This is a genomic window from Paraburkholderia aromaticivorans, from assembly GCF_012689525.1.
Classification (GTDB): Bacteria; Pseudomonadota; Gammaproteobacteria; order Burkholderiales; family Burkholderiaceae; genus Paraburkholderia; species Paraburkholderia aromaticivorans_A.
Genome location: NZ_CP051516.1, coordinates 4,172,270 through 4,189,172 on the forward strand (window position 1 = coordinate 4,172,270; position 16,903 = coordinate 4,189,172).

The window sequence follows — 16,903 nt, forward strand, 5'->3', positions numbered from 1 at the left end:
TCCTGGTCAGTGGCGCAGTTTGTAGCCGGAGGCGAGCATGCGCATCGCCACCACGGCCAGCACCACAAAGAAACCGGCAACGATCGCGAGGCTCGCGAGCGGATTGATATCCGACATCCCGAAGAAACCGTAGCGAAAGCCGTCGATCATGTAGAAAAAGGGATTCAGCCGCGACACTTCGCGCCACACCGGCGGCAGCGTGTGCGTGGAGTAGAACACGCCCGAGAGGAACGTGAGCGGCATGATCAGAAAATTTTGAAACGCCGCAAGCTGATCGAATTTGTCGGCCCAGATACCGGCGATCAAACCGAGCGTACCGAGAATCGCCGCGCCGAAAATCGCGAACAGAATGATGTAGAGCGGCGCGCTGAAACTGACCGGCACGAACCAGATCGTCACGATGAATACGCCGAAGCCGACCGCCAGCCCGCGCGCCACGGCCGCGAGCACATAGGCGCCGAACATCTCGTAGTGCGACAGCGGCGGCAGCAACACGAACACCAGATTGCCCGTGATCTTCGACTGGATCAGCGAGGACGAGCTATTGGCAAACGAATTTTGCAACACGCTCATCATCACGAGACCCGGAATCAGAAAACTCGTGTATTCGACGCCCGGATAAACCTGCACGTGACCGCTCAGCGCGTGGCCGAAAATCGTCAGATACAGGAGCGCGGTGATGACCGGCGCCAGCACGGTCTGGAACGCCACCTTCCAGAAACGCAGGAGCTCCTTGTAAAACAGCGTACGGAAACCGCTCATGCAAGCCCCTCGATCACTTCCGGACCGTTCATCACCTGAACGAACACATCTTCGAGGTCGGCTTTGCGCACCTCGATTTCTTCAAATATGCAGCCCGCTGCGCGGCACTGCGCGAGAATTTTTTCGACGTCGTCGTAGCTCGCCAGACGAAGCAGATGCTGGCGGCCATTGCCGTTGCCCGTGCCGCTTTCCACTTCGAGCGGACGCAGATCGGTCGGCAAGACGCCTTGCGAGAAACGCAGAAACAGTTGCATGCCGGCAAAGCGTTGCAGCAGCGTGCTGGTGCGTTCGAGCGCCACCACCTCGCCGCGCCGCAGCATCGCGATGCGGTCGCACAGCGATTCGGCTTCTTCCAGATAGTGCGTGGTCAGCACGATGGTGTGGCCTTCGCGGTTAAGGCGCGAAATGAATTTCCACAGCGTTTGCCGCAGTTCGACGTCGACGCCCGCGGTCGGTTCGTCGAGCACGATCACCGGCGGCCGGTGCACCAGCGCCTGCGCGACCAGCACGCGGCGCTTCATGCCGCCCGACAGCGCGCGCATGTTGGCGTCGGCTTTGTCGGTGAGGTCGAGATTGGCCATGATCTCGTCGATCCACGCGTCGTTGTTGCGCAGCCCGTAGTAGCCGGACTGGATCCGCAAGGTTTCGCGGACCGTGAAGAACGGATCGAACACCAGTTCCTGCGGCACCACGCCGAGTGCGCGGCGCGCGTCGCGGAAATCGCTGACGACGTCGTGGCCGCGCACCGCGATGCTGCCTTCATCGGCGCGCGCGAGCCCGGCGAGGATGCTGATGAGCGTCGTCTTGCCCGCGCCGTTCGGACCGAGCAGTCCGAAGAACTCGCCTTCTTCAACTGTAAGGCTGACGCCCTTGAGCGCCTGCAAATCCTTGTAGCGCTTCTTGACGTTACGAATTTCTATGGCTGACATGACTGTGGGCCGCGTGCGTCGCGGCGCCTAAAGGAGCCCTGAGAGGGCGCACAAATGCTGGAAGGAACGGAATTGGGGCCGGTTATGTGCCCCAAAAAACGTTTGATTATAGGGCAAAAATCTGTGGCCCTATCTCAGTAGGAGGTGTTGGGAGGTGACGCTATTGGAGCGTCAATGTCGCGCCGACAAGAGAATATCGACGCCGTAGGCTTGCGCAAGACTGGCGAGACCAGCCGGCAGATTGACGATCTCGAACGCGGCGCCGCGTGCCTGGGCGGCACGCTGCCACGCGAGGAGGACGGCCAGCGCGGACGAATCGAACTGCGCGAGCGGTGCGCAGTCCACGCCGTTCGCGCCCGCCGCGATACGCTGCAAACCCGCCGCGAGCGCGGCATTCGCGCTCGCGTGGATCAGCGTCGCGCCGCTCTCGAAGCGGCTGACGACGGGGCTCAACACTTCGCTCACGACTGCTTGCCCGCAGCGAGTTGCTGGTTGCGCTGCGTGAGGAACTGGATCAGTCCGTCCACGCCCTTCTGCTGGATCTGCTCGTTGAACTGCTGCTGGTATGCCTGGATCAGCCATGCGCCGAGCACGTTGATGTCATACACGCGCCAGCCTTGCGGCGTCTTGTAGAGACGGTAGTCGAGTTCGATCGGCGAGCCGTTGTTCATCACGACCGAGCGCACCACCGTGTCGGTGTCGTCCGGGTTCATGCGGAACGGCTTGTACTGGATCTGCTGATCGCGCACCTGAGCCAGCGCGCCCGAGTACGTACGGATCAGCAGCATCTTGAACTGCTCGACCACCGCGTTTTGCTGCTCCGGCGTAGCGGTGCGCCAGTTGCGGCCCATGGCCAGTTGCGTAGTGCGGCGGAAATCCGTGTACGGCAGGATCTTTTCGTTGACCAGCTGCGTGATGTGCGAGATGTCGCCCTGCTGGATCGACTTGTCTGCACGAATTGCGTCGATCACCTGCTGGGTGATGGTCTTGATCATGCCGTCGGGAGAATTGGTGTCGACCGTTTGTGCCGAAGCGCCAACACTGGCAAACGAGAACAACGCGGCGAACAGCGGAATCAGGAAGAATTTTTTCATTTGGAGCCTTGCCTTAAAAATAGTGCAACCGTTTGAGCCGACATTAACACGCGAGTTCAGCAGCAATCCATGCGCAAACTGCGAGAGTCGTATCGATCTGTTACGGCTGCACGATCAACGCAATTTGAATGACGGAAAGTTGAAACGCGAGGGCGGAACCAACTGGCCGGCCGGAATCTGCGTCGTTTCAGGGCCGCCGTTCAGGTCGAGCGGCGGTGTCTCGGAGCTGCCCGAAGCAGCCTCAGGAACAGCCGCCGTGCCCGACGCCGCTTGCGGCGGCGTGGCCGCAGTCGCACCCGAAGCCGGCGCCGCCTTCGCGGCAGCAGCACCCTGCGTGCCCGCCGCGCCGGTCGCGGCGCCTGCCGCCGCACCCGCCGCGCCGGTGTCGACGTCGTCGTACTTCGGCAGCGGTGCTTCGTCGCCATAGTTGGGCAGCGCCTGCGACTGCTTGTCGTCCGACAGCAGGTACTGACGGCGTTGCAGATAGGCACTACGCACGAACGAGTATTTGTCGAGCGCGGCGCCTTCCAGCACATCGCCGGCGTTCAGTAGATTCGCGCGCGTGTTGACGACGTTCAGGCCGTACAACGCCCAGCTCAGCCCATCCGGATGAATGTAGCTGAGCGGATTCACATAGTAGTTACCGATCGAGCCAACCGCGTCGCGCACGGTACTCGGCCCGAACAGCGGCAACACGAGGTACGGACCCGCCGGCACGCCATAGTGGCCGAGCGTGAGGCCGAGGTCGTTGTCGTGCTTGGGCAGCTTGGCGAGCGTCGCCACGTCGAACAGACCGCCGACGCCGAACACCGTGTTGATCACGATCCGCATGATGTCTTCGACACCGTCGGTGATCTTCAACTGCAGCAGGTTGTTCGCCGCAATGTAGACGTCGCCGATGTTCGAGAAGAAGTTCGTCACGCTGTCGCGCACCGGCTGCGGCGTGATGAACACGTAGCCCTTCGCGACCGGCTTGAGCGCGTATTGATCGAGCTTGTCGTTGACGGTGAAGATCGTGCGGTTCAAGCCTTCGAGCGGATCGCCCTGGGTCGGCGTCTGCACCGTCGAACAGCCGGCGAGCAACGCTGCGGCTACCGCAAACTTGCCGACCTGGAAGGCGCGCGCGCCGCTGATGCGTGTGGTCTGCATTCTTGTTCTCCTTATTGAGCGGCCGCGCCGGAGGCGGGCAGGCTCGGCGCCGCAGCGGGCGCGGGCGCGGGCGTGCCCGCCGCCGCGCCAGACTTGGACGCACCCGAATCCGCGGCCTTGCTGTACAGAAATTGGCCGATGAGGTTTTCCAGCACGATCGCCGATTGCGTCATGGAGATGGTGTCGCCCGCCTTGAGCATTTCGGTGTCGCCGCCGGGTTCGAGCCCGATGTATTGCTCGCCGAGCAGACCCGAAGTCAGGATCTTCGCCGAGGTGTCTTTGGGAAACTGGTATTGCTTGTCGAGGTCGATCGTGACGAGCGCCTGGTACGCGTTGCTGTCGAAGCCGATCGAAGCGACGCGGCCGACCGTTACACCCGCGCTCTTCACGGGCGCGCGCGCCTTCAGTCCGCCGATATTGTCGAACTTGAGCTTGACCGGATAAGTTGCCTGGAACGACAACGAGCTCATGTTGCCGGCCTTCAGCGCGAGAAACAGCAACGCCACAAAACCCAACACCACGAACAGGCCGACCCAGAAGTCGAGAGCAGCAGTCTTTTTCATCGTCATCCCAAAGTGAATCCGCCACGCCGCCGATACTCCCCGCCGCGTGCGCCCAGTGACGCGCCGCCGGCGGAAAACGTGCAGCGCAGTCTTAGCTGAACATCAGTGCGGTCAGCAGAAAATCGAGGCCGAGCACCGCAAGCGACGCGTACACGACCGTCTTGGTCGTGGCACGCGAAACGCCTTCCGGCGTCGGCTTGGCTTCATAGCCTTGAAACAGTGCAATGAACGTCACCGCGAGGCCGAACACCACGCTCTTGACGACGCCGGCGCCGACGTCGCGCCAGACATCGACGCCGCCTTGCATCTGCGACCAGAACGCGCCGGCATCGACGCCGATCAGCAGCACGCCCACCACATAACCACCGAACACGCCGACCGCGCTGAAGATCGCGGCGAGGATCGGCATCGAGATAATGCCGGCCCACAGACGCGGCGCGATCACCACCTTGACCGGGTCGACGGCCATCATTTCCATCGCGGTCAGTTGCTCGCCTGCCTTCATCAAGCCGATCTCGGCGGTGAGCGACGTCCCGGCGCGCCCGGCGAACAGCAGCGCCGTGACCACCGGGCCGAGCTCGCGCACCAGCGACAGCGCGACCAGCAGGCCGAGCGCCTGCTCGGAGCCGTAGCGGTTCAGCGTGTAATAGCCCTGCAAGCCGAGCACGAAGCCGACGAACAGACCCGACACGGCAATGATCACCAGCGAATAATTACCTACGAAGTGGATCTGCTTCGTGACAAGACGCGGACGGCGCAACAACGGGAAAAACTCGAGCAGCAGCCGGAAGAAAAAGCGCGTGGCGTAGCCGGCTGTGCCCAGTCCGTCGATCACCGAGCGGCCGATCGCACTGATCATGACTGACCTCCGCCGATGCCGAAGTCCGCCGCGAGCGGCGTCTTGCTGGGATAGTGAAATTTGAAGGGGCCGTCCGGCGCGCCGTCGATGAATTGACGCACGGTGGGATCGGTCGAGGCCCGCAATTCGGCGGGCGTGCCTTCGGCGTGAACCCCGCCGTTGGCGAGAAAGTAGACGTAGTCGGCGATCGCGAACGATTCCGGCACGTCGTGCGTGACGAGGATCGAGGTGGCGCCGAGCGCCTGATTCAGCGTGCGAATCAGGTTCGCGGTGATGCCGAGCGAGATCGGGTCGAGACCGGCGAACGGCTCGTCGTACATCATCAATTCGGGATCGAGCGCGATGGCGCGTGCCAGCGCCACGCGCCGCGCCATGCCGCCCGAAATCTCCGACGGCAGCAGATCGCGCGCGCCGCGCAACCCGACCGCGTTGAGCTTCATCAACACGAGGTCGCGGATCAATTCGTCGGGGAGGTCGGTGTGTTCACGCAGCGCGAAGGCGACGTTTTCGAACACGGACATGTCGGTGAATAGCGCGCCGAACTGGAACAGCATGCCCATCTTGCGACGCAGTGCATACAGGCCGTCGCGCGTTTGCCGGCCGACGTCCTGGCCCTGGAACAGGATCTGGCCGCGCTGCGCGCGCACCAGGCCGCCGATCAGACGCAGCACCGTGGTCTTGCCGCAACCCGACCCGCCCATGACCGCGACCACCTGGCCGCGCTTGAAGCGCAGATTCAGGTTCGACAGGACGAGCCGGTCGCCATAACCGAAGTCGACATCACGCAGCTCGAGTAGGGTCTCGGGGGAGGAAGACACGAAACTGACAGTCCCTTTTACACGGAAGGCCGAATTATAGGGCCACCGTGCAAAAGTTGCCGTGGGGGTGCCCTGTCCCTAACTAATCATGACGATTATCGCGTAAACCCTTGCTGCAATGCAGAAACGGCGGCAGCCGGATCCGCCGCCTCCGTCACCGCCCGCACGACGGCCGCGCAGCCGACACCCGTCGCCAGCACGTCGGGCAGCACCTGCAGGTCGATCCCGCCGATCGCCACCAGCGGCACGACGCCGTCGAGCAAGCGCACGTAACGGGCTAGACGTCTGAGGCCCTGCGGCGCGGTCGGCATGACCTTGGTAGTGGTCGGGAACACCGCACCCAGTGCAATGTAGCTCGGCCGGAAATGCAGTGCTTTCAGAATCTCGTAGAAACCGTGGGTCGACAGGCCGAGCCGGACGCCGCCCGCGGCGAGCGCGGCGAGATCCGCCGTATGCACGTCTTCCTGACCGAGGTGGACACCGTACGCGCCGGCTTCGAGCGCGGCCTGCCAGTGGTCGTTGATGAACACCTGAGCGTCGTGCTGACGGCCGGCGGCCACGCAGCGGGCGATTTCGCGCTTCAGCTCGTCGGCGGGTTCGGCCGATTTGCGGCGCAACTGCACCGTCTTCACGCCGAAGCCCACCACCCGCTCGACCCATTCCGCCGTCGGCAGCACCGGATACAGCCCCAGCCGGTCCGGGCAGCGCGCGAACGCCTGCGCCGGCGCGTCGGGCAAGCCGGCGAGACGCGGGAAACGGCTGAGATCGGCGGGAAAGGCGTCGTCGGCACGGGTTTCGTCGCCGTCGCGCCAGGCCAGCGCCAGCACCAGCGCGTCATGCGGGTCGAAGCCGCAGTCGAGGAACGCCGCCAGCGCGACAATCCAGTCTTCCGCCAGATGGCCTTCGAGGCGGTATTTTTCGCCGCCCAGATGCAGCGTGGCCTTGTCCTCGGCGGCTTCGATCACGCCGGCGCCCCGCACCAGCCAGCGCGCCACCTGCTCGCCATGCTGCTGCGCGTCGGCGATCACGATCAGGTCGCCGCCGTTCGGTTCGTCCGGCGCGGTCAGGCAGATGCGCCACGGCGCATGCGTCGGCGGCCAGTCGCCCAGCCGGGCGCGAATGCGCTCGGCGGCTTCGGTGAGTTCGTCGGCGGGCGGCCAGAAAAGGTCGCGGTCTTTCAAGGTCAAAGTCTGCGTCATGCGGCGCTCCCGTCTTGATGCCAGAACGGCATGCCGACCACCGGCGTGCTCGCGTGCGCGCTTTCGCGCTCGGCCATCGGCCCCGCCAGAAAAGCCTGGCGGCCCGCTTCGACACCCAGCGCGAAGGCGCGCGCCATCGCGTCGGGGTGGGTGGCCTGCGAAACGGCGGTGTTCAGCAACACGCCGTCGAAACCCCATTCCATCACCTGCGCCGCGTGCGACGGCACGCCGAGACCGGCGTCGACGATCAGCGGCACGTCCGGCAGCCGCTCACGCAACACACGCAGGCCATATGGATTGATCACGCCCTTGCCGGTGCCAATCGGCGCGCCCCACGGCATCAGCGCTTCACAACCGGCGTCCAGCAGACGGCGGCCGATCACCAGGTCTTCCGTGCAATACGGCAGCACCTTGAAGCCGTCCTTGACCAGTTGCGCGGCCGCTTCGATCAGGCCGACCGGGTCGGGCTGCAGCGTGTAGTCGTCGCCGATCAGTTCGAGCTTGATCCACTCGGTTTCGAAGATTTCGCGCGCCATATGCGCGGTCGTCACCGCCTCGCCGACGGTCAGGCAGCCGGCCGTGTTCGGCAGTAGCGGCACGCCGCGGCGCTTGAGCAGGTCGAAGAAGCCGGCTTCCGCGCCGCCCTCGTTCATCTGCCGGCGCAGCGCGACGGTCACCATGCCGGGCCGTGCGGCGTCGATCGAATCGGACAGCGATTGCAGCGACGGATAGCGCGAGGTGCCGAGCAGCACGCGGCTCGCGAAGGTCTGGCCGTAGAGCGTGAGCGCGTCGGCGGTTTTTGGGGAAGTCATTTGCATAATCTTTTGTCTCCGGCAATCCGGCGTTTCAGGCAGTGCATGGCGGGCGTTCAGCCGCCGGCCACGGGTTGCACGACATCGAGCTTGTCGCCCGCCTGCAGTGCGCGCGCCGCATGCTGGGTGCGCGCCACGAAGTCGCCGTTCAGCGCAACCGCGAACGGCGGACGTGCGCCGAACGCGGCGAGCGCGTCGGCGACAGTTGCGCCTTCGGGCAGCGACAACGGCTTCTGATTGATATGAATGTCCATGGTGTTCGAATACGTTTCAGTCGATGGCGAAAGCGGCGTGGCGTGCGCGCTCGTCTGAGTAATGACGAGTCGCGCAATGCTCATGCCGGCTCCCGCGCGGAATCCAGTTGAAAAAGCTCGCTCCAGCGCGCATCGCGCTGCCAGTCGGCGAAGGCATCGGCGTCGCCGATGCGGCCGTCGAGCAGCGCCGCGGCGAAGCGCACGGCTTCGTCGGCGACTTCGGGCACGATCATGTAGCCGTGCCGGTACAGGCCGTTCACGCGCAGTGTCTGTGCGCCGTCCCACAGCAAGGCCGGACGGTGGTCCGGCAGAGTTGGGCGGCACTGCGAATTCAGTTCGAGGATGCGTGCCTCGCCGAAGCCGGGATGCACGGAAAACGCCGCGCTCAGCAGTTCGAGCGCGGAGCGCACGCTGACCGGCGACATGTCCTCGCCTTCCACTTCGGTGGCGCCGATCACGTACAGATCGTCCTGCTTCGGCGCGATGTAGAGCGGATAGCGCGGATGCAGCAGCCGAACCGGCCGCGTCAGCTTGATACCGGGCGCATGCACCCGCGCGACTTCGCCACGAATACCGCGCAACGTGGGCAGCACGGGCTTGGCGCCGAGGCCGCGGCAGTCGATCGTAATGCGGGCGGGCGGCAGCGCACGCTCGTCGACCGGCGTATTCCAATGCGTGTCGACACCGCGCTGCGCGAGGCCCGCGGCGAGCGCGGTCAGCACCTGACGGTTATCCAATTGCCCTTCACGCGGCAGTAGCCAGCCTTGGTTAAAGCGGCCCGCCAAAGCAGGCTCGGCGGCGCCGAGCTGCGCGCCCGCCAGGGTGACAAAGCCGCCGTTCAGCAACTCAGCCGGGGCATTCGAGCGCACCCGGCGCTCGAACAGCGGTGCTTCGGTGCGGTCAGCGTGATGCCAGACGACCAGCGTGCCATTGCGCTGAAAGAACACCGGCTCGGGCAACTCGGCAAGCACTTGTGGCCAGGTATCGAGCGAACTTGCGCCCAGGCGCGTGATCAGCAGCTCAGCGCTGGCGGCTTCCGCGAGCGGTGCCAGCATCGCCGCGGCGACCCACGCAGCCGATTGCGTACCGGCGGCATCGCCACGCTCATAGAGCGCCACGCGATGCCCCTGACCGGCGAGCCGCCACGCCACCAGCCTCCCGCACAGGCCACCGCCGAGCACGGCGAAATCGGGTTGTGCAGGACGCGTCATCGCGCACACTCCGTTTCAGGACGGCGAGCAAAGCTGAAGCACGGCGCGCCGACGACGGCGTGACGAAGAGCAAAACACATATCTGAAGAATAGGCGGTCATCGAGTCCTTTCCGTACGGCAAAAAAACGCACGTACCCAGGACGAAACCGGCGGGTGAGGCCGGCCGGGCAATGCGCGTTCCATGACGGACGCTGCCCGGCGGGGATTGGAGACTGGCTGCTTCCGGAAACTTCCCGCGCCGGTATTACCCGGATCGGGTGCAAAGGGTGTCTCTCAGCCTCGCCGCTGCGCCATGAAAATCATGCCGCCTGTGCGCGAAGCACCCCTGTTTCGTCGAAGGTCATTAGACCATAAAAGGCGCGGCGCCCGCAAACCGGCGGCTGGCGGCGTCGCGTGCGATTTGATCCGGCACCATCTTTCACGTTATCAATACGGCCGAAGGCAGCGCTCTGGCACAATGCCAGCACAGGATGCCGCACGAACGCGGCGCGGGCGGCACGCCGTCCCGCCATGTTCGCAACGGCACCGGCGCGGGGCCTCGCGGCGCAAATTAATTTTCGCTTAAGGGCTTCACGCCAGAATCTGACGCTCGCCCGGGCGTGCGTTCGTCGAGCACGACGCCCGGGCATGTACCGCAAACCCGCCGCAGGGCAGCCCGCAGACGGGCCTGCCCCAATGGGTCAGCCCCGAATGGGCCAGCACTACTTCAGGATGCTCATGACACCGAATACCTCTGCCAGACCCGTGCTGCCGCCGGACGATAAAGTCTCCGCCTGGAGCCTGATCAAACCCTACTGGGTTTCCGAAGAACGAAAAACGGCATGGGGCCTGCTCATCGCGATCATCGTGATGAATCTGCTCGTCGTGTGGATCAACGTGCGCCTGAACCGCTGGAGCGCCGACTTCTACAACGCGCTGCAAACCAAGAACGTGCACGACTTCCCCCAACTGCTGATGGTGTTCTCGGGGCTCGCGTTCGGCTTCATCATCCTCGCGGTGTACGGCCGTTACCTGCGCCAGATGCTCGGCTTCCGCTGGCGCCAGTGGCTGACCACGCGCTATCTGAACGAGTGGCTGAAAGACAGCGCGTTCTATCGGATCGAACGCGACCGCCTCGCCGACAACCCCGACCAGCGGATCAGCGACGACCTGCAGTCATTCGCCACCAGCACGCTCTCGCTGACGCTCGACCTGCTGTCCACCGTCGTCACGCTGGTGTCGTTCATCACGATCCTGTGGTCGCTGGCCGGCGCGCTGACTATTTCACTCGGCGGCATGCCGATCGAGATCCCCGGCTACATGGTGTGGGCCGCGGCGCTCTACGCCGTGATCGGTTCGCTGATCATCCAGAAGGTCGGCCATCCGCTCGTGCCGATCAACTACCAGGCGCAGAAAGTCGAGGCGGATTTCCGTTTCGGCCTGATCCGTCTGCGTGAAAACGCCGAGCAGATCGCCTTCTACAACGGCATGGAAACCGAGAAGACGAACGCGCACTCGTTGTTCGGCCGCATCCGCGACAACTGGTGGCAGGTGATGAAGTACACCAAGCGGCTCACTTTCGTGCTGAGCTTCTATGGCCAGATCGCGATCATCTTCCCGCTGGTCGTCGCCGCGCCACGCTACTTCGCTGGCGCCTTCACGTTCGGCGTGCTGATGCAGATTTCCAGCGCTTTCGGCACCGTCAGCGATTCGTTCTCGTGGTTCATCAACAGTTACGGCACCTTGGTCGAATGGCGCGCCACCGTGAACCGGTTGCGTGAATTCAAGCGCGTCGTACACTCGCCGCATCTGAAGGAATCGGTCTCGCCGGCTACCGAGCATGGGGGCATCAATCTGCATTTCGTCGACGAGGACAAACTCTCCACCGACGGCCTCAAGCTCGCCCTGCCCAACGGCAACCCGTTGTCGCGCATTCGCGATGTCGCGATTCAACCGGGCTCGCGCTGGCTGGTGCGCGGTCCGTCTGGCTCGGGCAAGAGCACGCTGATGCGCGCGCTCGCCGGCTTGTGGCCGTTCGGCGACGGCTCGATCGACGCCCCGGTCAACGCGCGCATGATGTTCATTCCGCAGGTCAGCTACATGCCGATCGGCACGCTCAAAGCGGCGCTCGCTTATCCGTCCGCCGCCGGCACCTATACCGACGACGAATGCCGCGAAGCGCTCATCGTCTGCCATCTGTCGGAATACGCGGACCGTCTGCAGGAATCGGGACACTGGACCCGCATTCTCTCGCCGGGCGAGCAACAGCGCCTCGCCGCCGCGCGCGTGCTGCTGCACAAGCCGGACTATCTGTTCCTCGACGAAGCCACCAGCGCCCTCGACGCGGAAAACGAGGCGCGTCTGTATCGCCTGTTCACGGAGCGGCTGCCGAAGGCAGCGATTGTCAGCGTCGCGCATCGCGAGTCGCTGGCTGCGTTCCATGACGAGACGCTCGACGTCGAGCGTTCGGGCGAAGCGGTCGCGGCATGAGCAGCATGAGCGGCGTGGGTGACCGGAACGACGCCGGCGGCGCCGGCTTCGAGCGCGTCGTGCTGATTACCGGCGCGGGCTCCGGTATCGGCGCGGCGCTGGCCCGGCGCATCGCCGCGCCGCGCTCGGCCTTGATGTTGCACGCACGCGGTGCCGATCAGGAAGCGCGTCAACGGCTCGCGCAAGTCGCCGCCGACTGCAGCGCGAACGGTGCGCGCTGCGCGACGGTGTTCGGCGATCTCGCCGAACGCGGCGCCGCGGAACACGTGATCCATCAAACGCTGGCGAGCTTCGGTGCACTCGATCAACTGGTCGCCAACGCGGGACACGCGCAGCGCCAAACCCTGAATGCGCTCGATCCCGACGCGCTCGGCGCAGCGTTCGCCACGATGCCGGCCGCCTTCGCGGCGCTGGTCAAACGCGCGACGCCCGCGCTGGAAGCCTCGAAGCGCGGCCGCGTGGTCGCGCTCAGTTCGTTCGTCGCGCACCGCTATCGCGCGGACACGCCGTTTGCCGCGACGGCCGCTGCGAAAGCGGCGCTCGAGTCGCTGGCGAAAACCGCGGCCGCCGAACTAGCATCGCATGGCGTGACGGTCAATTGCGTGGCGCCCGGCTATACCCGTAAAGATCGCGGGCCGAGTGCCGATAATGCATCGGTGTGGACTCGCGCCGCGGAGGCGACGCCGCTCGGCCATGTCGCCGAACCAGCGGATGTCGCCGCGCTGATCGCGTTCCTGCTCTCCGACGAAGCGCGTCATATCACCGGCCAGGTGATTCATGTAGACGGTGGTCTCACGCTTGGTTGAGTGACAGGCGAGCGTGTCGCGCCAACGCCGTGAGCCGCAGATGGCGGCAACGCAACCGGAACACTGGCTCACGCCGCACAGCCTCAGGTCTTACCGTTTTGCCGCCTCACGCCTCACGCCTCACCGCTTCACGCTTCACCGCCGCAACGCCTCACGCTTCACCGCCGCAACGTCTCACGCTCCATCCTCCACGCCTCACCGCCCCACGCCGTACCGTCTTTCCCAGCCACGCCAAATCGCAGCGCCCCGCCGCGTCCCTTCGCGATCCCAGGCAATACGCCGCAACATCCCGAAACACGCGCGAAGAGTTCGAAAGCATTTGCGAAGCGGGCAAGCTGTTCCGCGCTTTGGAAACGCCTCCCAGCGGCGACGATAGTCGTGCGGGCCGTACCAGGTCCCGCCCCACGTCATTCATCGCTACTGGATTCTCCACCCATGTCATTCGATCGCCGCTCCCATCCTTTGACGCAGCGCCTTGCGCTTGCTCTCGGCGCCGCGCTGCTCGTCACGAGCGCCGCGCATGCAGCCCAGGCTAGCCTGGCCAACGAGCCCGCCGACGTTTGCCCCGCGCTCAAGCACATCGTCGACGCTGCCGATTTCCGGCAGTTGCAAACCCAGGCCGCCGCTCAATTGCCGGGCACGTCGAGCGCCGACGACTGCCGCGCCGGCACGCACGCCTACGATTGCCACTGGCGCGCGCACTGGCAAGCCGACGGCGTTGTCACCGATCCGCTCGAAGAATTCGGCGCCGATATCGCTGCCTGCTTTCCGAACGTCGTGCACGACGTCAACACGCCGACGCGCCAGCATTTCATCGTGACGTCCGACAAACGACGCGTCAGCGTCACGGCAAGCGTGCAAGGGCTAAACGAATTGCGCTTGCGCATCACGCGCTGAGCTTGATCCGCCGCGCAGCTAGCCGCTGTGATTCGCCGTGACTCGCCGTGACTCGCCGCGATCCACCGCATCCACTGACCGCCACCAGGCACCGTCTCATGACCTTCATGCCGAGCATGCGCGCTTATGCTTTCACGCGAGCCCCACGGGCCGCGTGGGTCACGTTGCGGCGTCCCTGCGCGTGGCTCACCGTGTCCGCCACGCTGGCGGTCGGCCTGAACGGCTGCGCCTGGACGCTGATCCAGGCCGCCGACGCCACCGGCTCCGTGATTCAGGCGGGCTACGCGATCGCGGCAAACTATTCGTCGCCGACCTTCGTCAATGGCCGGCCGGCCGAGGTGAGCAACGTCTGCATCGAAGTGAACCAGAACGTGTCGGTCGGCGATTTCGTGCCGGCGCTGCAACTCGCGCTCGACCGGCGCGGCATTCGTTCGGACGTCTACAATCCGGGCACCTCGCCCGCCGGCTGCGAAGCGCGCCTCGTCTACAACGCTGCGATCGATTACGGCCGCCGCTCGTTCAGCGACGAAACAATTCAGTATCTGTCGATCATCGACCTGACGCTGATTCAGAACGGCCGCATTCTCGTCACAGCCCGCTATCAGACCGGCGGCCTGAACACCGACCGCTTCTCTTCGGCGTCGACCAAGCTCAACGGCCTGATCGAGCGAATGGTGGTCGATCGAACCGATTTCGCGCGGCAGCCGCTGCAGACCATTCAGACCTCCCAGGCGAACTAGGCGCGGACTCTTGCTTTCTCTTACACGGGAAAGGATTCGAAAGCGTTACGCGCTTTGCTCCGCGCGCGTGCTTCTCTAAGATGACCTGAATGAACCAATCCATTCTGGTCGTCGACGACGACCCCGTCGTACGTGAGCTCGTCAGCGGCTATCTGCAAGGGCGCGGCTTCAAGGTCGACACGCTCGAACACGGCATGGCGCTGCAGCGTCGCTTGCAGGACGAGCGTCCCGCCTTGATCGTGCTCGACATCATGATGCCGGAACTCGACGGCATCAGCGCGCTGCGCGCCTTGCGCGTGGCCGGCGACGACATTCCCGTGATTCTGCTGACCGCGCGCTCCGATCCGATCGACCGCGTAATCGGCCTCGAACTCGGCGCGGACGACTATCTCGGCAAGCCCTTCGAACCGAGCGAACTGGTCGCGCGGATTCGCACCGTGCTGCGCCGTCGCGGCACGATTGCGCCGAGCGCGCCGGAGCAGCGCGCGCCGTATCGCTTCGGCCGTTTCGAAGTGAATTTCCCGGCGCGCGAATTACGCCGGGACGGCGAGCGCATCACGCTGCGTTCGAGCGAATTCGCCATGCTAAAGGTATTCGTCAGCCACGCGATGACCGTGCTTACGCGCGCGCAGTTGCTGGAGAAACTGCACGGCAATAGCGAGTTGCATCGCAATCGCAGCCTGGACGTGTCGATCTGGCGTTTGCGCCGGCTGATCGAAGTCGACCCGTCCGAGCCGCGCTATGTGCAAACCGTGTGGGGACGCGGCTACGTGTTCGTGCCGGACGGTGAAATCGGCGCGGCTGAACGCGACGCCTGACGGGTGCATGAAGTGCGATGGACATCCCACGTCATGCATCTCTTGCGTCTCGGACATCCACCGCGCCGCCGGCTCAGAACGTCAGCACGCTCATGAACATTCTCTGCAGCCAGCCCATCGTCGTGGAGTCGGACACCATGCCCACGCCGGCCTGCTCGATGCGCGCGTTCGCCACCTTGCTCGACGCCACGTAGTTGCCCGCTTCGATATCCTTAGGATTGACGATGCCCGACAGGCGCAGCCGGTCGCGGTTGCCGCTCATCGCAATCACCTTCTCGCCCGACACCACGAGATTGCCGGTCGACATCGTGCCGATCACGGTGACAGCGAGCGTGCCGTTCATGCCGCTGACGTCGTTGAGAGTGCCCTGCCCTTTGTATTCGGTGCTCGCCGAGCCGATGTTGAACAGTCGCGCGAGCCGCGCGGCGGCGTTGGTGGAATGATCGGCGGCGTCGGCGGTGATGCTGCTCGAACGGCTCGCCGCCGCGGTCGCGCTGTTGTTGCCGCTGTACGATTCCGAAAGACGGATCGTCAGCACGTCGCCGATATGTTGCGCGCGCGGTGTTTCGTACAGCAGCAGCGGCGTGCCGGCCTGGTAGATCGCGCCTTGCATGTTGACGTTCAGCGGCGCCGAGGCGAGCGGCGGCGCCATCGGCGTATCGACGATCGAATTTTGCTGGTGGCTCGCGCAAGCCGCAAGGCAAGCCGCCGCGCCTAGCGCGACAGTCAGACGTAGCGCAGTCATGCCTGCTCCTTGTTCGAAACGGGCCTCATGGCCATACTCACGGCCGCACTCATTGCCGCTCATCAACCCGCCTCCGCGCCGCTCGCCTGCCATTGCCGGACGACCGACTTCACCCACGCGTCGGAGCCCTTCAGCAGATAGGTGAGCGTGCCGTTACGCGTGCCCGGCAGAAAGCACAACGTGATCGAACTCACCGCGTTTTCCCAGACATACGTGGGCATCGCGCCAGTCGCCGACACGTTCTGCGTCGCGAGACGCGGCGGCCCGTAACGGTCCGCGAGCGCGTCGCGCAAATCCTCTGCGGTGACCTCGTCGATCACGAAAGAAATCTCGTACAGATGCAGCGCGCTTTGCCCGTCCACGCGCGCGAAGCGCAGCACGTGCTCCAGCGCGGGCGCGCCGTCGACCACCGCTTGTGACACGGCCCAGCCGCTGTCCGCGCGATGCGCCCAGCGGCAGGCCACCATCAGACTGTCGTGCGACTTGAGCCGCATGCCGAGCGCGCCCGCCTGCACGTCCGTCTCGCAGACCGGCACGCTACCGAGCGGCGTCGCCCGCACGCTCGAGCCCGCGCGGAATTCGTCGAGCGTGATGCCGAGCGCCACGCCACGGAACGCGAACGGCGCGTCTTGCGGGCGCCGCCGCGCATCGACGGAAGGCTCTTTCGACGCGGCGCTCGCCGCACTCGCGTCGCGTGCGGGCGGCTGCGCTTCAGCGTTCGACGACAACACGCCGCCCAGCAACGCCAGCGCCCAGGCAATCCGTTTGAGTGTCATG

Annotated in this window: 19 protein-coding genes and 1 riboswitch; of the genes, 5 read left to right on the forward strand and 14 right to left on the reverse strand. The window is 64.9% G+C overall.

The window, feature by feature from the left end:
* Positions 1–6: 6 nt before the first annotated feature.
* The 12 genes from HF916_RS47060 to HF916_RS47115 all read right to left on the reverse strand — a co-directional run bounded on the left by HF916_RS47060 (position 7) and on the right by HF916_RS47115 (position 9,650).
* Positions 7–762, reverse strand: a complete 756-nt coding sequence (locus tag HF916_RS47060) for an ABC transporter permease (RefSeq protein ID WP_168795391.1) — start codon at positions 760–762, stop codon at positions 7–9.
* Positions 759–1,691 carry an ABC transporter ATP-binding protein gene (locus HF916_RS47065; RefSeq protein WP_168795392.1) on the reverse strand — a complete coding sequence of 311 codons (933 nt, stop codon included), beginning with the start codon at positions 1,689–1,691 and terminating at the stop codon, positions 759–761. Before HF916_RS47065 ends, HF916_RS47060 begins: the two co-directional genes overlap by 4 nt.
* A gap of 171 nt (positions 1,692–1,862) precedes the next feature.
* The gene (locus HF916_RS47070; RefSeq protein WP_168795393.1) at positions 1,863–2,156 is read right to left on the reverse strand and encodes an STAS domain-containing protein; all 294 of its coding nucleotides are present in this window, start codon (positions 2,154–2,156) and stop codon (positions 1,863–1,865) included.
* Entirely contained in the window at positions 2,153–2,785 is a 633-nt protein-coding gene (locus HF916_RS47075) for an MlaC/ttg2D family ABC transporter substrate-binding protein (RefSeq protein ID WP_168795394.1), read from the reverse strand. Before HF916_RS47075 ends, HF916_RS47070 begins: the two co-directional genes overlap by 4 nt.
* A gap of 114 nt (positions 2,786–2,899) precedes the next feature.
* Positions 2,900–3,934 (reverse strand): MlaA family lipoprotein, encoded by a 1,035-nt coding sequence (locus HF916_RS47080; RefSeq protein ID WP_168795395.1) that lies wholly within the window; start codon positions 3,932–3,934, stop codon positions 2,900–2,902.
* 11 nt (positions 3,935–3,945) lie between these two features.
* Positions 3,946–4,497 carry an outer membrane lipid asymmetry maintenance protein MlaD gene (gene mlaD, locus HF916_RS47085; protein ID WP_168795396.1) on the reverse strand — a complete coding sequence of 184 codons (552 nt, stop codon included), beginning with the start codon at positions 4,495–4,497 and terminating at the stop codon, positions 3,946–3,948.
* A gap of 91 nt (positions 4,498–4,588) precedes the next feature.
* Positions 4,589–5,356, reverse strand: a complete 768-nt coding sequence (gene mlaE / locus HF916_RS47090; protein WP_168795397.1) for a lipid asymmetry maintenance ABC transporter permease subunit MlaE — start codon at positions 5,354–5,356, stop codon at positions 4,589–4,591.
* A complete protein-coding gene (locus HF916_RS47095; protein WP_168795398.1) occupies positions 5,353–6,174 on the reverse strand; it encodes an ABC transporter ATP-binding protein in 822 nt (273 codons plus the stop codon). The genes mlaE and HF916_RS47095 overlap by 4 nt, the downstream gene beginning before the upstream one ends.
* 95 nt (positions 6,175–6,269) lie before the next feature.
* Complete coding sequence (gene thiE, locus HF916_RS47100) at positions 6,270–7,373, reverse strand: thiamine phosphate synthase (protein ID WP_168795399.1); 1,104 nt, start codon at positions 7,371–7,373, stop codon at positions 6,270–6,272.
* Positions 7,370–8,185: a thiazole synthase gene (locus tag HF916_RS47105; protein WP_168795400.1), complete on the reverse strand. Its 816-nt coding sequence runs from the start codon at positions 8,183–8,185 to the stop codon at positions 7,370–7,372. The genes thiE and HF916_RS47105 overlap by 4 nt, the downstream gene beginning before the upstream one ends.
* Before the next feature lie 56 nt (positions 8,186–8,241).
* Complete coding sequence (gene thiS / locus HF916_RS47110) at positions 8,242–8,439, reverse strand: sulfur carrier protein ThiS (protein WP_074265857.1); 198 nt, start codon at positions 8,437–8,439, stop codon at positions 8,242–8,244.
* Between the two features lie 80 nt (positions 8,440–8,519).
* Positions 8,520–9,650 (reverse strand): FAD-dependent oxidoreductase, encoded by a 1,131-nt coding sequence (locus HF916_RS47115; protein WP_168795401.1) that lies wholly within the window; start codon positions 9,648–9,650, stop codon positions 8,520–8,522.
* 214 nt (positions 9,651–9,864) lie between these two features.
* Positions 9,865–9,988, reverse strand: a riboswitch (TPP riboswitch).
* 380 nt (positions 9,989–10,368) lie between these two features.
* On the opposite strand from HF916_RS47115, the gene HF916_RS47120 reads away from it, so the two are divergent.
* The 5 genes from HF916_RS47120 to HF916_RS47140 all read left to right on the forward strand — a co-directional run bounded on the left by HF916_RS47120 (position 10,369) and on the right by HF916_RS47140 (position 15,381).
* Positions 10,369–12,120: an ABC transporter ATP-binding protein/permease gene (locus HF916_RS47120; RefSeq protein ID WP_168795402.1), complete on the forward strand. Its 1,752-nt coding sequence runs from the start codon at positions 10,369–10,371 to the stop codon at positions 12,118–12,120.
* Between the two features lie 5 nt (positions 12,121–12,125).
* Positions 12,126–12,926: an SDR family oxidoreductase gene (locus tag HF916_RS47125; protein ID WP_168795870.1), complete on the forward strand. Its 801-nt coding sequence runs from the start codon at positions 12,126–12,128 to the stop codon at positions 12,924–12,926.
* Between the two features lie 435 nt (positions 12,927–13,361).
* Entirely contained in the window at positions 13,362–13,823 is a 462-nt protein-coding gene (locus tag HF916_RS47130) for a hypothetical protein (protein ID WP_168795403.1), read from the forward strand.
* A 98-nt stretch (positions 13,824–13,921) separates the two neighbouring features.
* A complete protein-coding gene (locus tag HF916_RS47135) occupies positions 13,922–14,563 on the forward strand; it encodes a hypothetical protein (RefSeq protein ID WP_168795404.1) in 642 nt (213 codons plus the stop codon).
* Positions 14,564–14,652: 89 nt separating this feature from the next.
* Positions 14,653–15,381 carry a response regulator gene (locus HF916_RS47140; RefSeq protein ID WP_168795405.1) on the forward strand — a complete coding sequence of 243 codons (729 nt, stop codon included), beginning with the start codon at positions 14,653–14,655 and terminating at the stop codon, positions 15,379–15,381.
* A 73-nt stretch (positions 15,382–15,454) separates the two neighbouring features.
* On the opposite strand, the gene HF916_RS47145 is transcribed toward HF916_RS47140, so the two are convergent.
* The gene (locus HF916_RS47145) at positions 15,455–16,126 is read right to left on the reverse strand and encodes a flagellar basal body L-ring protein FlgH (protein WP_168795406.1); all 672 of its coding nucleotides are present in this window, start codon (positions 16,124–16,126) and stop codon (positions 15,455–15,457) included.
* A 62-nt stretch (positions 16,127–16,188) separates the two neighbouring features.
* Complete coding sequence (locus tag HF916_RS47150) at positions 16,189–16,902, reverse strand: hypothetical protein (protein ID WP_168795407.1); 714 nt, start codon at positions 16,900–16,902, stop codon at positions 16,189–16,191.
* Between the last annotated feature and the right edge of the window lies 1 nt (position 16,903).

Coding starts and splice junctions, on each gene's coding strand:
- HF916_RS47060 (WP_168795391.1), bottom strand. CDS start 762: ATGAGCGGTTTCCGTACGCTGTTTTACAAGGAGCTCCTGCGTTTCTGG.
- HF916_RS47065 (WP_168795392.1), bottom strand. CDS start 1,691: ATGTCAGCCATAGAAATTCGTAACGTCAAGAAGCGCTACAAGGATTTG.
- HF916_RS47075 (WP_168795394.1), bottom strand. CDS start 2,785: ATGAAAAAATTCTTCCTGATTCCGCTGTTCGCCGCGTTGTTCTCGTTT.
- HF916_RS47080 (WP_168795395.1), bottom strand. CDS start 3,934: ATGCAGACCACACGCATCAGCGGCGCGCGCGCCTTCCAGGTCGGCAAG.
- mlaD (WP_168795396.1), bottom strand. CDS start 4,497: ATGAAAAAGACTGCTGCTCTCGACTTCTGGGTCGGCCTGTTCGTGGTG.
- mlaE (WP_168795397.1), bottom strand. CDS start 5,356: ATGATCAGTGCGATCGGCCGCTCGGTGATCGACGGACTGGGCACAGCC.
- thiE (WP_168795399.1), bottom strand. CDS start 7,373: ATGACGCAGACTTTGACCTTGAAAGACCGCGACCTTTTCTGGCCGCCC.
- HF916_RS47105 (WP_168795400.1), bottom strand. CDS start 8,185: ATGACTTCCCCAAAAACCGCCGACGCGCTCACGCTCTACGGCCAGACC.
- thiS (WP_074265857.1), bottom strand. CDS start 8,439: ATGGACATTCATATCAATCAGAAGCCGTTGTCGCTGCCCGAAGGCGCA.
- HF916_RS47115 (WP_168795401.1), bottom strand. CDS start 9,650: ATGACGCGTCCTGCACAACCCGATTTCGCCGTGCTCGGCGGTGGCCTG.
- HF916_RS47120 (WP_168795402.1), top strand. CDS start 10,369: ATGACACCGAATACCTCTGCCAGACCCGTGCTGCCGCCGGACGATAAA.
- HF916_RS47125 (WP_168795870.1), top strand. CDS start 12,126: ATGAGCGGCGTGGGTGACCGGAACGACGCCGGCGGCGCCGGCTTCGAG.
- HF916_RS47130 (WP_168795403.1), top strand. CDS start 13,362: ATGTCATTCGATCGCCGCTCCCATCCTTTGACGCAGCGCCTTGCGCTT.
- HF916_RS47135 (WP_168795404.1), top strand. CDS start 13,922: ATGACCTTCATGCCGAGCATGCGCGCTTATGCTTTCACGCGAGCCCCA.
- HF916_RS47140 (WP_168795405.1), top strand. CDS start 14,653: ATGAACCAATCCATTCTGGTCGTCGACGACGACCCCGTCGTACGTGAG.
- HF916_RS47145 (WP_168795406.1), bottom strand. CDS start 16,126: ATGACTGCGCTACGTCTGACTGTCGCGCTAGGCGCGGCGGCTTGCCTT.
- HF916_RS47150 (WP_168795407.1), bottom strand. CDS start 16,902: ATGACACTCAAACGGATTGCCTGGGCGCTGGCGTTGCTGGGCGGCGTG.